This is a genomic window from Mucilaginibacter rubeus (genome assembly GCF_014643835.1).
Taxonomy (GTDB): domain Bacteria; phylum Bacteroidota; class Bacteroidia; order Sphingobacteriales; family Sphingobacteriaceae; genus Mucilaginibacter; species Mucilaginibacter rubeus.
Map to the genome: position 1 here is coordinate 173,748 of NZ_BMKD01000004.1, position 15,111 is coordinate 188,858.

14 protein-coding genes and 5 tRNA genes are annotated in these 15,111 nt (G+C 40.3%); 1 reads left to right on the plus strand and 18 read right to left on the minus strand.

The features are described from left to right. Position 1: 1 nt before the first annotated feature. The 18 genes from rplK to IEX80_RS14750 all read right to left on the minus strand — a co-directional run bounded on the left by rplK (position 2) and on the right by IEX80_RS14750 (position 13,493). Positions 2-442, minus strand: a complete 441-nt coding sequence (rplK, locus tag IEX80_RS14665; protein ID WP_090528676.1) for a 50S ribosomal protein L11 — start codon at positions 440-442, stop codon at positions 2-4. A gap of 195 nt (positions 443-637) precedes the next feature. Then, positions 638-1,180, minus strand: coding sequence for a transcription termination/antitermination protein NusG (gene nusG, locus IEX80_RS14670; protein WP_090528679.1), 543 nt, complete (start codon positions 1,178-1,180; stop codon positions 638-640). A 17-nt stretch (positions 1,181-1,197) separates the two neighbouring features. Further along, on the minus strand, positions 1,198-1,392 hold the full coding sequence (gene secE / locus IEX80_RS14675) for a preprotein translocase subunit SecE (protein ID WP_090529653.1): 195 nt from the start codon (positions 1,390-1,392) through the stop codon (positions 1,198-1,200). 18 nt (positions 1,393-1,410) lie between these two features. Next, positions 1,411-1,481, minus strand: a tRNA-Trp gene (locus IEX80_RS14680). 83 nt (positions 1,482-1,564) lie between these two features. Beyond that, complete coding sequence (gene tuf, locus IEX80_RS14685) at positions 1,565-2,752, minus strand: elongation factor Tu (protein WP_090528682.1); 1,188 nt, start codon at positions 2,750-2,752, stop codon at positions 1,565-1,567. Positions 2,753-2,810: 58 nt separating this feature from the next. Next, positions 2,811-2,882 (minus strand) — tRNA-Thr (locus IEX80_RS14690). 121 nt (positions 2,883-3,003) lie between these two features. Then, a tRNA-Gly gene (locus IEX80_RS14695) sits at positions 3,004-3,076 on the minus strand. Between the two features lie 146 nt (positions 3,077-3,222). Beyond that, a tRNA-Tyr gene (locus IEX80_RS14700) sits at positions 3,223-3,303 on the minus strand. A gap of 65 nt (positions 3,304-3,368) precedes the next feature. Next, a tRNA-Thr gene (locus IEX80_RS14705) sits at positions 3,369-3,441 on the minus strand. 241 nt (positions 3,442-3,682) lie between these two features. Continuing rightward, positions 3,683-4,030, minus strand: coding sequence for a ribosome hibernation-promoting factor, HPF/YfiA family (gene hpf, locus IEX80_RS14710; protein ID WP_091166593.1), 348 nt, complete (start codon positions 4,028-4,030; stop codon positions 3,683-3,685). Between the two features lie 12 nt (positions 4,031-4,042). Further along, the gene (locus IEX80_RS14715) at positions 4,043-4,954 is read right to left on the minus strand and encodes a tyrosine-type recombinase/integrase (RefSeq protein ID WP_188833331.1); all 912 of its coding nucleotides are present in this window, start codon (positions 4,952-4,954) and stop codon (positions 4,043-4,045) included. Between the two features lie 91 nt (positions 4,955-5,045). After that, positions 5,046-5,237, minus strand: coding sequence for a 30S ribosomal protein S21 (gene rpsU, locus IEX80_RS14720; protein WP_090528691.1), 192 nt, complete (start codon positions 5,235-5,237; stop codon positions 5,046-5,048). 616 nt (positions 5,238-5,853) lie between these two features. Further along, positions 5,854-7,353, minus strand: coding sequence for a SusD/RagB family nutrient-binding outer membrane lipoprotein (locus IEX80_RS14725; protein ID WP_176628042.1), 1,500 nt, complete (start codon positions 7,351-7,353; stop codon positions 5,854-5,856). Between the two features lie 14 nt (positions 7,354-7,367). After that, positions 7,368-10,571 carry a SusC/RagA family TonB-linked outer membrane protein gene (locus tag IEX80_RS14730; RefSeq protein WP_188833332.1) on the minus strand — a complete coding sequence of 1,068 codons (3,204 nt, stop codon included), beginning with the start codon at positions 10,569-10,571 and terminating at the stop codon, positions 7,368-7,370. Between the two features lie 579 nt (positions 10,572-11,150). After that, positions 11,151-11,423 carry a cytochrome b5 domain-containing protein gene (locus tag IEX80_RS14735; protein WP_188833333.1) on the minus strand — a complete coding sequence of 91 codons (273 nt, stop codon included), beginning with the start codon at positions 11,421-11,423 and terminating at the stop codon, positions 11,151-11,153. Beyond that, positions 11,420-12,100, minus strand: a complete 681-nt coding sequence (locus IEX80_RS14740) for a lycopene cyclase domain-containing protein (protein ID WP_090528706.1) — start codon at positions 12,098-12,100, stop codon at positions 11,420-11,422. The genes IEX80_RS14735 and IEX80_RS14740 overlap by 4 nt, the downstream gene beginning before the upstream one ends. Further along, complete coding sequence (locus tag IEX80_RS14745) at positions 12,097-12,642, minus strand: hypothetical protein (protein WP_090528709.1); 546 nt, start codon at positions 12,640-12,642, stop codon at positions 12,097-12,099. Before IEX80_RS14745 ends, IEX80_RS14740 begins: the two co-directional genes overlap by 4 nt. After that, positions 12,642-13,493 carry a phytoene/squalene synthase family protein gene (locus IEX80_RS14750; RefSeq protein ID WP_229701634.1) on the minus strand — a complete coding sequence of 284 codons (852 nt, stop codon included), beginning with the start codon at positions 13,491-13,493 and terminating at the stop codon, positions 12,642-12,644. The genes IEX80_RS14745 and IEX80_RS14750 overlap by 1 nt, the downstream gene beginning before the upstream one ends. Before the next feature lie 81 nt (positions 13,494-13,574). Here IEX80_RS14750 and crtID point away from each other — a divergent pair, with 81 nt between their 5' ends. After that, positions 13,575-15,050 (plus strand): bifunctional phytoene desaturase/3,4-desaturase, encoded by a 1,476-nt coding sequence (crtID, locus tag IEX80_RS14755; protein ID WP_188833334.1) that lies wholly within the window; start codon positions 13,575-13,577, stop codon positions 15,048-15,050. The last annotated feature ends 61 nt before the right edge of the window (positions 15,051-15,111 follow it).

Here is a 15,111-nt window from a genome sequence, read left to right on the forward strand (position 1 = left end):
ATTAATTCCAGGGAGCTGTACCTGATACGGTAATTCCCATGCTGCGGGCAGTACCTGCCACCATTTTCATGGCCGATTCAACTGTGAATGCATTCAAGTCAACCATTTTATCTTTTGCTATAGTCTCAACCTGTTCCCAGTTAACACTGGCAACTTTTTTACGGTTAGGCTCAGCAGAACCACTCTTTAAACCGGTAGCTTCCAATAACTGGATAGCAACGGGCGGGGTTTTGATGATAAATTCGAATGATTTGTCAACATAAACAGTAATCAAAACAGGCAATACTTTTCCAGCTTTGTCCTGGGTGCGTGCATTAAATTGTTTGCAAAACTCCATGATGTTCACACCTTTTGCACCCAATGCAGGGCCAATTGGTGGTGATGGGTTTGCGGCGCCGCCTTTAACTTGCAGCTTAACCATTGCACCGATCTCTTTTGCCATTTTAATTTACTTTAATTATAAACTCAATGTTAGTAAGTGGAAGCTAAGTAACATTTAAGATTTTTAGATTTGAGTATTGAGATGTGAGATATGAGACTCCCAAGCTAAATACCCGCTTCTTTTTTATATTATTAATTATTCAAGATCGATATAAGAAAAGGGAAACTCTCAAATCTCATATTTAACATCTCAAATCTATTCTTTCTCTACCTGCATGTAATTCAATTCAAGCGGCGTACGGCGCCCGAATATCTTTACCATTACTTTCAGTTTCTTTTTCTCTTCGTTAACCTCTTCAATAACGCCGCTGAAACCGTTGAAAGGTCCGTCCATAACTTTAACGGCCTCACCAACATAATAAGGTACATTCATGGTTTCGCCCTGTGTGCTCATCTCGTCAACCTTACCTAAAATCCGGTTAACTTCTGACTGGCGAAGCGGTATAGCGTTTCCGGCTTTATCGCCCAGAAAACCTATAACACTGTTTATATTTTTAATGATGTGTTCAGTTTCGCCATCTAAAACGGCTTCCATAAGCACATAGCCCGGAAAGTAGTTACGCTCTTTCGCGATCTTCTTTCCATCACGCATCTGATAATACTTCTCGGTAGGTATTAATACCTGTGGTACCAAATGACTAATGCCCAAACGGCTAATTTCGGCATCTATGTATTGTTTAACTTTCTTTTCCTTACCACTAATAGCCCTAACTACATACCATTTCAATTGATCACTCATCTCCGTCTCCCCTGATATTATGTTAGTGATGTGTAAAACAGTTTAAGCAAATAATTAATGATCTGGTCCATACCTAAGATAACCAGCGCAATAATTATAGCGGCAACCAATACCAAAACAGCGCTGCTCTGAAGCTCGCGCCATGTAGGCCAGGTAACCTTTTCGGTTAACTCGATGTATGACTCTTTAATATATTCAGCTACGCCTGCCATTTTTATATTGTGCTTAAGCACGGGAACAAGGATTCGAACCCTGATCAAAGGTTTTGGAGACCTCTATTCTACCGTTGAACTATTCCCGTGTGTTATTTATAATAAGAAAACATAAGTTTGCCGTTAAAGGCTAAACTTATGTTTTCAAATTAACCTTTTTATTGAAATATTATTATTTCAAGATTTCAGTTACCTGACCAGCACCTACGGTACGACCACCTTCACGGATAGCGAAACGTAAGCCTTTTTCCATTGCGATAGCGTTGATCAGTTTTACAGTGATTGTAACGTTATCACCTGGCATAACCATTTCTACACCTGGTTCTAATGAAATCTCACCAGTAACGTCAGTGGTACGGAAATAGAATTGCGGGCGGTATTTGTTGAAGAATGGAGTGTGACGGCCACCTTCTGCTTTTGATAATACGTAAACTTCTGCTTTGAAATCGGTGTGAGGAGTTACTGAACCTGGTTTGCAGATAACCATACCACGACGGATATCAGTTTTCTCAATACCACGTAACAATAAACCTACGTTGTCACCAGCTTCACCACGGTCAAGGATTTTGCGGAACATCTCAACACCAGTTACGGTTGATTTCAAGTTCTCAGCACCCATACCCAGGATATCAACAGGCTCACCAGAGTTGATTACACCACGCTCAATACGACCGGTAGCAACAGTACCACGACCAGTGATTGAGAACACGTCTTCAACAGGCATCAAGAAAGGAAGATCTGTCAAACGTGGAGGGATTGGGATGTAGCTATCTACAGCATCCATCAACTCCATGATTTTACCAACCCAGGTAGGATCGCCGTTAAGGCCACCTAATGCAGAACCCTGGATAACTGGAATATCATCACCTGGGAATTCGTAGAACGATAATAATTCACGAACTTCCATTTCTACTAACTCTAATAATTCCGGATCATCAACCATGTCAACTTTGTTCATGAAAACAACAAGTGCAGGTACACCTACCTGACGAGCTAACAGGATGTGCTCACGAGTTTGTGGCATCGGACCATCAGTTGCAGCAACTACGATGATTGCACCGTCCATTTGCGCAGCACCAGTAACCATGTTTTTCACATAATCCGCGTGACCTGGACAGTCAACGTGTGCATAGTGACGGTTAGCTGTTGAATATTCAACGTGGGCAGTGTTGATGGTAATACCACGTTCTTTTTCTTCAGGAGCCGAGTCAATTGAATCAAATGAACGAGCTTCTGATAAACCTGCATCAGCCAAAACTTTAGTAATAGCTGCGGTAAGGGTTGTTTTACCGTGGTCAACGTGACCGATTGTACCGATGTTTAAGTGCGGCTTACTGCGGTCAAACTTTTCTTTTGCCATGATCTATAAATTATTTTTGTAGGTTAATTTTAACTTTAATGTATGTTTTATAACACCGAGCCAACAACGGGATTTGAACCCGTGACCTCTTCCTTACCAAGGAAGTGCTCTACCACTGAGCTACGTCGGCTTATTTTTTGATTTCGGATTTCGGATGTTCGATGCCGGATTTATTCCTTTCTCTACTTGCCTTACCCGGCATCTAATTTTTTGCTTAGTTCAATTCGGAAATTTCAAATCCGACATCACCGAGCGGAAGACGAGGTTCGAACTCGCGACCTATAGCTTGGAAGGCTATCGCTCTACCAACTGAGCTACTTCCGCTTATTCAGCTTTCGGTTTGCAGTTTTCAATTAGCAGCTTAACCGCTCAATGACACCCATTCCTCAAACCCTTTTAATCAAGTTAGCAGTTTATAGTTCGGTTAACAAAACTGCTAACTGCGAACTACAAACTGCTTACTTGATAAGTGGGGGGAGAAGGATTCGAACCTTCGTAGCCGAAGCAACGGATTTACAGTCCGTCCCATTTGACCGCTCTGGTATCCCCCCGGTAGTTGTTTCCGGATTTGCGATATCCAAAATTGAAGCTAAATACCTCAATCCGAAAAAAACTGAGCCTCCTATCGGGATCGAACCAATGACCTACTGATTACAAGTCAGTTGCTCTACCAGCTGAGCTAAGGAGGCTTATATTTATTTTGCCTTTACATTATCTAAACGCGGTGTTGCTTTCGATAACGGAGCGCAAAAGTAATAAGCTTTTTGATATTTTAAAGAACTATTTTAACTTTTTTTCGAGGCGTTAAATACCTCCCCGAAAGGGACTGCAAATCTACAAAAAATAACGCCACGTCAAAATTTTTTATCAAAAAAAATCGGCAGGCTAAAAACCTGCCGATTTACGCTTAAAACAAGCCTTTTTATAATATTAAAAACCCTCCTCAACTGCCGTTAAAACAGCTTTTTTTGCTGTAGCATCAGCAAGGGCTTTCTTTTGTTTATGCTTTTCAATTTGCTTCCTCAGGCTTTCAACCGCCAGGTCGGTAGCTTCCTCAAAACTCTTACACTTCTCTTTTGCAAATATTTGATTTCCGGGTAGCAATAATTTGATCTCCGTTATCTTATTACATTCATCTTCCACATTCTCAAGCTTTAAGTAAACTTCACCGCTAATAATATGGTCATAAAACGTATCAAGCTTATCAGCTTTTTTCTGAATAAAATCTAAAAGTTTCTTGTCTGCGGTGAAATGAATTGACTGCACTGTAATTTTCATGTTTCCTCCTTTTTAAGCCTTTGGATGGGCGAGTTTATAAATAGATTTTAGTCTTTCAACTGAATTGTGCGTGTAAATTTGGGTTGCGCTCAGGTTGGCGTGTCCCAAAAGCTCCTTAATTGAATTTAAATCGGCCCCGTTATTTAGCATAGTGGTTGCAAAGGTGTGCCTGAGCACATGTGGGCTCCGTTTATTTTGGGTTGATATGTTAGACAGATATTTTTGCACTATTAAATAAATCAATTTCGGATAAGCATCGGCTCCTTTATTTGTAACGATTAATGTGAAGGAATTGTTATCAAAATTTTGATTTTTCTTTACCTCCAGATATTCGGGCAGCAGGGCCTTCAGCTCATTATTAATAGGGATAATGCGCTCTTTGTTACGCTTACCCAGTACCTTTACCACTCCCCCCTCAAAGCTAATATCCTGTTGCTTAATACCTAACAGTTCGGCAAGGCGCATGCCGGTGCCAAACAACAGCTCAATAACAAGCTTATCGCGCAGGCCCGGAAAATCATTTGTAAAAATGTCATCACTATCTAACATTTTTGTGAGGCGCGTATCTTCAACCACTACGGGCAACGTTTTAGCAACTTTTTGCGACCGTACCCTTGATACCGGGTTGGTTTCAACAATACCTTCCTGCAATAAAAATTTGAAGTATTTGCGTAGCGTGGCCATTTTACGGTTAACCGAACGGCCGGTAAGTTTTTGATCAATAAGCTCAACCATCCAGTTACGGATGTCATGGTAGCTTACCTGCGATGGATGGGTAATAACCGGCTCAGGTGCGGGATCGGCACCGCCGGGATTGTTTAAAAAGCGCATAAACTGATCCAGATCAGACTGATATGCGGAAACAGTATGCACTGAATACCGCTTTTCGTACTTGATGTACTGGATAAAACGCTCTAAAAACATAAAAAACTATTTATACATCCGGGATTATGAATGTACAAATAGTTTTAATATAGTGTCAAGAAATTAATTAATTCTTTTCAACAAAAAAGAATTAAACAGTTTCCTGGTTTAAAGTCTGTTTGTAGATAGCATGTTTAACAACATGACGACGGGTTACAGATTTTTTTTCGAAAGCCTGACGACTGCGTAGTTCTCTTAAAACACCTGTTTTTTCGAATTTCTTTTTGAAGCGTTTCAATGCTTTGTCTAATGATTCGCCGTCTTTTACGTTAATAATGATCATAATTCCTAAAATACCTCCTTTCAAGGGAGGGCAAAGATAATCACAATGTTTTGAATATCAAATAGAGAGCGGGAATTATTTTTTGATTTGAAGATTACAACGATTGAAGTATGATTGCACCGATGGTATGATGAATTAAAGTACTATATCTTTTAATATAAAAACTACTTATCTAACTTTCTTAACAAACTTTACCCTCACATTCTTTTAATAGGACATTTGTAATAAATATATTGTAATATCAATCTAAATAGAATGAATTTCAACGACTACTTTCTTCATGACGCAACAGTTTTAAAGGTTATCGAATATCCAGAAACTCAAACATTCGACTTTCATATTAACTACCCTATAAATTGGGAAGAGAATATTTTTGAACCTAAGATTATAAGATTTAACAATGTTACTTTGTACCACCGCAATGAGATAAGATTTAATGGTCTTCCCACTATACTTAAAGTTGACATTATAAACGAGCATAAAATAGCGTTGATCACCAATTCAGGTGAAAGAATAATTGAATTTGAAACCTGGGTATTGATATAGATAAATCCTCCATAAACAACAAAGGCCGCCAATGGCAGCCTTTGTTGTTCTCATAACCTATAAGCAATAATTATTGTTTATCCCAATAAACCCTTGTATTAAGCGCATCCGGACCTTGACGGGCAATTACAGCATTGTAATTCGCAGTGTTAAGATCACTTTCTGTTTGTGGATATTGTTGCCTACGTGGAATTTTCTGGCCTGGGCTTAATGAACCCGGAACCGGATCAAGTAATTTAGGCAAGCCAGTACGGCGATATTCTGCCCATGACTCCCAACCGTTACCTAAGAAACCTGCAATCCATTTTTGGGTCATGATTTGATCCATAGCTGTTGCAGCCGAAAATTGAACCGATGCCTGTGCAAGATAAGCAGTTTCATTGGTAAGGCTAACGCCATTTTGCTCCAGCGACGCAGCTATACCTTTTTTATAGTAGTCTGCAGCAACTCCATCGCCACCAGCTATCCAGCCAAGATGAGCGGCTTCGGCCTGTGTAAACATAATTTGGGCATATGATGTCCAAACAGTTGGCGAAGCTTGACCAGAAACAGCTATACCTATTAATGATACGTTACCCGGTTTAGAACGTGTACCCTGATTGTAATCGCCTAAAGCATCACCATATGTACCATAGGGTAAACCTACATAAGTACCTGAGGCAGTCGGTGCCGCGTAAACAGTCAACCTCGGATCATGAAGATTAGTTAGAGTATTAACAACTAAACTACTTACCGCGTAATCGTAACGGTTACGGTAGTTATTGTAGTATGGATTTTCGTTAGTTTGAGCTGCCAGATACGCATACACAGCATTATCACTGTTTGAGTTCATTAAACCACCAGCAACGGCTTTAGCATACTCATTTTTGCCGGTAGTCGGATCAACTTTCGAAAGCCTTAAAGCCATAATTGCATGCAATGAATTGGCCCAATGTTTCCATTTGGTAACATTACCTCCAAATAATATATCTTGCTGAGCCGGGAAAGATGCACCACCATCAAACTGTGCCTGCGCTTCGTCAAGCTCTTTCATTAAAGCTGTATACACATCTTTTTGAGCGTCAAAAGCCGGCGAAAAATTAGCCTTACCATTCAAAGCTTGTGAGTAGGGTATATCGCCCCATCTATCAGTAATTGTCAAATAGATAAAGGCAGTAAGAATCCTGGCTGTAGCTATTTGATTATTAGTAGATCCATATCTTTTAACAATCTCCTGATCCTTTTTAGAAGGATCGGTATTAACTTCAATAATTGTTTTTAAATCTTTTAGCGGACCTGTATAATACCCCTGATAATCATATTGCTTTAATGAAAATAATGATTCATTGGTATAAAAGGTTTCTGCCAGGTATTGTGAATATAATTCGCCTGTAAACGAGTTAATGTTCGTTGTAGCACCTCCCCCATTTACACCGCCAAGGTATTGAATGGCACTGGACAATAAAAAACCTGGCAGCGCAACTGGCGATTGATTAGGGTTAACATTCACGTCGCCCCCGGTTTTACATGAGGCAAGGATAATTATACCCACCCCAACTATATATTTACTAATATTAGATAATCTTTTCATGATTTGTGCGCTAATTAGAACGTCAACTTGATATTAAACCCTAAATTCCTTGTGTTTGGTAACTGACCACCTTCATAGAAAGAAGTTTGCAATTGAGACGGATCTACACCTTTAAGTTTAGAATAGATCATCCACGGGTTTTGAGAAGTTATGCCAAAATAAGCCGTTTGGAACGGTAGCTTGCCCAACATCTTCTTGGGGAATGAATAACCTACGCTAACCTCCCTTAATTTTATATAAGAAGCATCATAGGTCCATTTTTCCCAGATTTGGCTGTATGACTGCTCATACAATGTACGGGTATCAACATAGGTAGTATTAGGTGAGCCATCTTCATGAACACCCGCTACTAAGACACCGCCGCCATCGGCAACATCGTTACGCTTTGGATTGCCTTTAGCATTGTTGCCTACAGTTTCGATCCCTAAGCCAGAACCGTTCAGGTTTTGCTGCGTAACCGATACAAATTTGCCGCCCTTTTGGAAATCAAGAGAGAACGCGAGTATAAAATTCTTATAGTTAAAAGAGTTGGTAAAACCACCAGTGTAACTTGGCAGCATGCTTCCTAAATTAACAGTATTGTTTACAATAGGTAAGCCGTCATCACCAACTACTATGTTACCATTTTTATCGCGGGTAAAACCTGAGCCTATGATTTGACCATAAGATTTACCTACGATGCCGTTAATGCCAAAGCTTGGTGAACCGACAAAGCCAAAGCTTTGGGTACCCGCAGCCTGGTTACCACCCGAGGCGGTATAGCCACCTAAACCATCAGGAGTAACTTTCAGGTTGTTAAGACCGGGGTACAGTGATATAACTTTATTTCTGTTAAATGAAATATTGAAATCAGCATTCCAGGTAAATTCTTTCGATTTAATTGGTGTACCACCAAGAGTTATCTCGATACCATCGTTCCTGATTTGACCAGCGTTAATTACGGCTGTAGAGTAGCCAGAAGTCCCATTTACAGGAAGTGGCAGGATCTGGTCTTTTTGAGTACGCGTATAGTAGTTGAAATCAAACCTTACCCGGTCTTTGATGAAATGCAACTCGGTACCAATTTCATATGATGTAGAGAGCGATGGTTTCAGGCCGGGATTAGGTAACGTATTGGGCACAGTTTGAATTGCCGCGTTACCTGCTTTAGTTGGCCCGTATGGCGTAGTAGTTAAATTATACGTTTGATAAATTGAATAAATAGGTGCGTCTGAACCTAATTTCGCAGCAGAAAGCCTTAATTTACCAAATGTAAGGATATCATTTTTGGGCATCAGTTCGGTAAATACAAATGAACCTGACAAACCACCGTACCAATATGAGTTGTTATTTATTGGTAAAGTTGATGAAATATCGTTACGCGCGTTGAAATCAAGATATAAAAAATCTTTATATCCAAATGAAGTAAAACCGTAATAGCTGTTTACCCTTGATAACGCTTTGTAGCTAAATGATGTAGGGGCATTCAACGAGTTTGTAAGGGTATACAAGTCAGGGATAGAAAGACCGCCATTTGTATTACCTGAAGTATAAAGGTAGCGATCCTGACGTGTTTCGGCATATAAGCCCGCTTTTACAGAAAGGTCTTTAAAATTGTGGCTATATGCTAAGTTAGCAACATAGTTATTCTCTTTGTAAGTATACTGGCTCTGAGAATATGAATCGGTATTAATAGTACCTGAACCTACGCGTGAGTTATCGTCGCGGTTTAATAAGTCTTCTCTGGCAATTAACGACAAAGAGAGATCTTTAGTAAACTGATAAGTAGCGGTTAAGTTACCAAATACACGATTATTATTTGACTGTGAGGTATTCACATAAGACTCAGTGTACGGGTTATCCCAGTAATGTGGCGTTAAGTCGTCCGGACTGGTAATGTTCCATGAAGTGTAAGTACCATCCGCCCTTTTATAATTTTTAAGTTTGTTAATTTCAACATCTCTGTGGAACCACTGGCTAAATGAACCTGCAGTTTGTGTACCGTAACCTTCCTGAGGTATGTTGTTTGAATTGATTTGGGAAAAATTGAAGTTAGCGCTTACTGTTAATTTCTTGGTTAACTTAAGCTCGCCATTTAAACCAACATTGTTACGTTTTTGATTACTATTTGGAGTAATCCCTGTACGATCTATGTTCGTGTATGATACCCTGAAGTTGTAATTATCAGCAGCTTTTGAAAACGCTGCATTGGTATTGTAGGTTACGCCTGTACGATAAAAATCACGTACGTTATTTGGCTGCGGAACAAACGGCTTTAACTTACCAAAATCGGGATTTGACGGATCCCAAAAATACCATGGAGCGTACAGGGTACCATCCATTTTAGGTCCCCAGCTTTCGTCAACTCCGTAATCATAAATTTTTACGCCGTTAAACTTGGCAAATGATGCAGGAGAACCATTATCAGGATCATAAGTATAAGTATCCCATTTGGTGCTTGTTCCACCACCATATTCATTTTGGTACTCAGGTAATTGATAAACTTTTTCAAAAGTTGTTGATTGGTTTAATGACACTCCAATACCTTTATCAACGCCCTTCTTCAGTGTCACAACAACGGCGCCTTCAGATGCCCTCTGGCCGTAAAGCGCCGTAGCAGCAGGACCTTTAAGTACTGTCAATGATTCGATATCATCATTATTAATTGCATTAGGATCGGTAACGACACCGTTAACAATATAAATTGGATTTGCTCCCGATAATGAGTTGATACCACGGATGCGGATAGTTGACGTACCAAACTTTGCACCCGAACCGCCTAAAACCTGTACGCCTGCAATTTTACCTGCAAGGGCGGTGTTAAGGTCAGATTGCTTGGTTACTGTAAGGTCGTCGCCTTTTACCTGCTGAGCAGCGTAGCCCAGTGATTTTTGCTGCCTTGAGATACCTAACGCGGTTACGATTACCTCGTTAAGGCCGCGGGCTGATGCTTCCAAAACCACTTTTAGGTTTGCTGAAGCGCCTACAGGTACATCTTGGGTAGCATAACCGATAAAACTAAATGATAGAACCGCGTTGTTTGGAACGCTGAGTGAAAATTTACCGTCGACGGTAGTTTGGGTACCGGTAGTTGTCCCTTTTATTTTCACGGATACACCCGGCAGGGGAAGGCCGTCCTCCTTGGCCGTTACCGTACCGGTAACAGTGTGATTTTGCGCAAAAAGCTGTGTTACAGCAAATACGAAACTGCACAAAATTAGTAGTAGTCGTTTTTTCATAGAAAAAATTTAGCTAATAGTTAAGGAAGCAAACTTAATAGCCAATGATAAAATAAAACAAATAATAAATGTAATATTTCTTTTACATGAATTTTTTTAACCACAGTGAAGGTTTTAGGAAATTATCAACAAGAAATTACCTTTGCTGTCGTTAATACCATATGGCCGTTAGATCCGGCCGGTAACAAGTCAGTTAATATTGTTAATTATAAGTTAGGAAAATGCGCGAGGCATTTTCCTAACTTGTTTTACAAGCTCTTGTAAATCAAAACACAATAAAGTTAACTGTTACGAGAAATCCAAAAGAAAAACTACAACTCACAGTTCCTTAAAACCTCTTTTTACAACAATAAATTGCACCATGTATAGCCCGTTGAAAAAGGCATGGCAGGAAGGAAAAAGCTTAATTTTTTCATACTTTTCGGCGAGAAATGGCCACGTAACAATATATTTACATGGTTTATTACAGAATATAGCTCATCAATCACTGCACTAAATGACTCAGGAGTGACAGAAAAAGGGCGTCACACTTCAAAAATTATTCAAAAATGGTTTAGAACATTTTGTTTAAAAAGCATATCAGTCCTTGTCTTCTTCCCCAATGGAGAGGGTGGGGGTGATGAGGCGACCTACCTTTACAAATCTCTCAAATACGGTTTCGGTATGTGGTGCGTCGGCAAGTTCATCTGTCAAATCCTGTCCGGCCCAGTGCTCATAATGTTTCCCGTTTCGCCATAATCGGCTTTCAGTTACATCATAAATATCACCTTTATAGGCAACCCAGATCCGGGGTTTATCCTGACCGTTGCATAAGGCCAGCTGTGATTTGGTATATGTCGGCAACTCACTCATCGGCTTAACCTCTGTTGTTTAAAATATTCAAAGAACCCAATGTTCATGAGCAGTAAAGCCATCAGGTAAAAATGATCCTCAAATGGGATAGTGCCAACCCGCTTTCCCAGGTTTTCGGCATTGTTGTATAACACTATTGGGACAGAGGTTAATATGCCGTTTACTATATAAAATGGTAAAAGTGCTACAATATAAGCCAGGTAATAACGATTAACCCAATCGGCCTTAAAAACGTATTGAATCAACACCACAAGCAGTAGCAATAAGCCAAACGTAACCGCGGTATAAAGCCGGTCGTGATAAAATATCAGCATCAGGATACTCAGTAATATTACCATACTGCTTATAATACCGGTAAGCCTGAAAGGCATCAGCCATTTAACATAGTGATTAAGACAGGCGTAAATAAATATACAGGCAAACGGTACCGTTAAAAAGAATAGTATTTCCTCTAAAGGCAAACCAAAAAACTTAACGCCAATGATGTATGCCGAATTGAACGACCAAACACCCCTGACGGTAAAAAGCACATCCCAAAACAAAAAAAACAAACCAGTAACGGCCATGCCGGGCCATATAAATTTCCAGCTTTTGTAAAACCGCACCCTTTTATCAAACGAAAGCACAACGGGAAAAAATACCGTTAGCAGGTTGATCAGTAAATAGGTGTATCTCACGTAAGTTCGGTTAAGTGTTTATTGAGCGCCTGGCTTTGGGCAGGAGTACATCTTTTTGAATGAAGAAGGAATTTGATAATCTGGATGGTCAATTCCTTATCGGCCGAGCCATAATTCTTTTTACCCAGTTGGGCTATGATATCGTCGGTATCCGCCGCGAGGTCTTTATTAAAACCTAAAATGGAAGGCACGTTGTGTTCAACAGAAAAGCGCATGAACCTGATCTCGATATTATGCGGATCGTCAATTAATGCCTGCTTAAATACCTTTTCCGATCTGTTAAGATATTTCAGTTTCAAATATGGGTTCCAGGCATGCTTGGCTTTTAAGGCAAGCAGGCCGCCTATGAAACCATTCACTATACCACTCTTTTCTTTGATACTATTAAGATTATTATACAACGAATCGGTGGTTTTGCTTTTATCAATAGCAATAAGCATTTGCTTACGCAGTACTTTCAGATTAGGCTCTTCGGCATTAGCGGTTTGCAACTTGAATACAACTGCCAATATACTGGCTACAAAAAAGATCTTCCTTAACATTAAATAACATTTAACTTTTGCTGCAGAACAGCTTTGATGTACAAACTCATTTTACGCGCATCAGAAACCCTGATGCGTTTTTGCAGTATTACGTTGGCAGGCGTGTAACTTATTTTTTTAAACAACTGCAGGTAGTAAATATAGGCAATATAAACCCCAAGCCTCGTACCAGCGGGCAGGCATTTTATTCCCTCAAATGCTTCGTCAAAATCGTGTTTAATTTCCGCCTCAATGGCAAGCTTATCATGCTCGGTAAAATTATTGAAATCAATCCCCGGAAAGTATGTACGCCCGCGTTCTGTATAATCTGCCTTAACATCCCGCAAAAAATTGATCTTTTGGAAAGCGGCCCCCAGGCTTCGGGCCTTGGGTACAAGAGCCTCGTAAAGACTATCATCATTGGTAAAAACACGCAGGCACATCATGCCGATAACTTCTGCCGAACCATAAATATAAGTTTGGTAGCTGCCCTTATCATAGGCTTTGTGATCCAGGTCCATTTCCATTGATCTCAGAAAAGCCCTGATCAATTCATGATCGATCTTAAACCGGTTAACTACCTGTTGAAAAGAATGAATTACGGGATTAGTGCTGATCCTTTCTCTGATAGCCTTGAAAGTCTCTTCCTCAAACCTGCTGATCAGTTGCTGCTGGTTATACCCGTGAAAGGTATCTACAATTTCATCGGCGTAACGTACAAAGCCGTAGATAGCATAAATGGGATAACGAAAACTTTTATCGAAAGTTTTAATGCCGAGACTAAAGGAAGTGCTATATTTTTTAGTTATCAGTTTACTGCATTCAAGACAAGTTTCATCGTACAGGCTCATCATCGGCACTCGCGTGGTCATTTTTTCAAAAGTACAAATTCAAAGCGGTATTGTTTTTTATAGGCCTAAAACATTTTGCTTATCTTGGGCTTCACATTAAACATGAGCAGCAAGCATATTATTGTTATTGGTTCGGGCTTTGCTGGTTTATCGGCGGCCTGTGTTTTGGCTAAAGAAGGCTATAAAGTTACCATATTGGAAAAAAACGACCAGCCCGGCGGCCGTGCCAGGGTCTGGGAGCAGGATGGTTTCAGGTTTGATATGGGGCCAAGCTGGTACTGGATGCCCGACGTATTTGAAAACTTTTTTGCACTGTTCGGCAAAAAAACTTCCGATTATTACCAATTAAAAAGATTGGATCCCGGCTACCGTATTTATTACAGCAAAAATGAAATATTTGATGTCCCCGCAGACATGATTGAGCTTGAAGCCCTGTTTGAACAAACCGAACCTGGCAGTAGTAAAGCATTACAGGATTTCTTAAACCAGGCGGCATATAAATATAAAGTAGGCATGGGTGAGTACGTTTTCCGCCCCTCCCATTCCATCACCGAATTTATCGACTTTAACCTGATCAAAAAAAGCTTCAGCATGCAGCTGCTTACCAGTATGAGCAGCCATGTAAGCAAATATTTTAAAAACCCCAAACTAATTAAATTACTGGAGTTCCCCGTGTTATTTTTAGGAGCCACCCCGCAAAATACCCCGGCCATGTATAGCATGATGAACTATGCCGACCTTGCCCTGGGCACCTGGTATCCCATGGGTGGTATGAACGAAATAGTAAAAGCTATGGTAAGCCTGGCTACCGAACTGGGAGTTGAGATCAGGCTCAATACAGAGGTTACAAAAATCAATATACAGGATAAACAGGTTGATAAAATCCAAACCAATAACGGCGTATTCACCGCCGATATGGTAATTGCAGGGGCAGATTATCAACACGTTGACCAGCATTTAATCGAGAAACCACATCGTAATTATACTACTAAATACTGGGATAACCGGACGATGTCGCCATCGAGCTTATTGTTCTATATCGGCACTAATAAAAAAGTGCCGTACATACAGCATCATAATCTATTTTTTGACGAAGATTTTGAGTTGCATGCCAAAGAGATCTATACTACGCCACAATGGCCTACCAGCCCGTTGTTTTATGTTTGCTGTAGTTCAAAAACCGATAGCACGGTTGCCCCGGAAGGCGGCGAGAACCTGTTTTTCCTGATGCCGATAGCGCCGGGCTTAAATGATGACGAAACCATCCGCGAAAAATATTTTAACCTGATGATGGACAGGTTTGCTCACATTACCGGGCACGATATCAGGAGTTCGATTGTGGCGAAACGAAGCTATGCGCTTAATGATTTCAAAGTAGATTATCATTCATTTAAAGGCAATGCTTATGGGTTGGCAAATACACTTCCCCAAACCGCTTTTTTTAAACCCGCCATGCGGGCAAAACATATCAACAACCTGTTGTATACCGGCCAGCTCACTGTACCCGGGCCTGGTGTACCACCGGCAATTATCTCGGGGCAGGTGGTAGCGAAGGAAGCAATGAAGAAGTTGGCGTAGTAGCTTTAACAGCGATGTCGTAAACATGACGTAAACAAGTCGGCAGTTAATATCTTTAGGC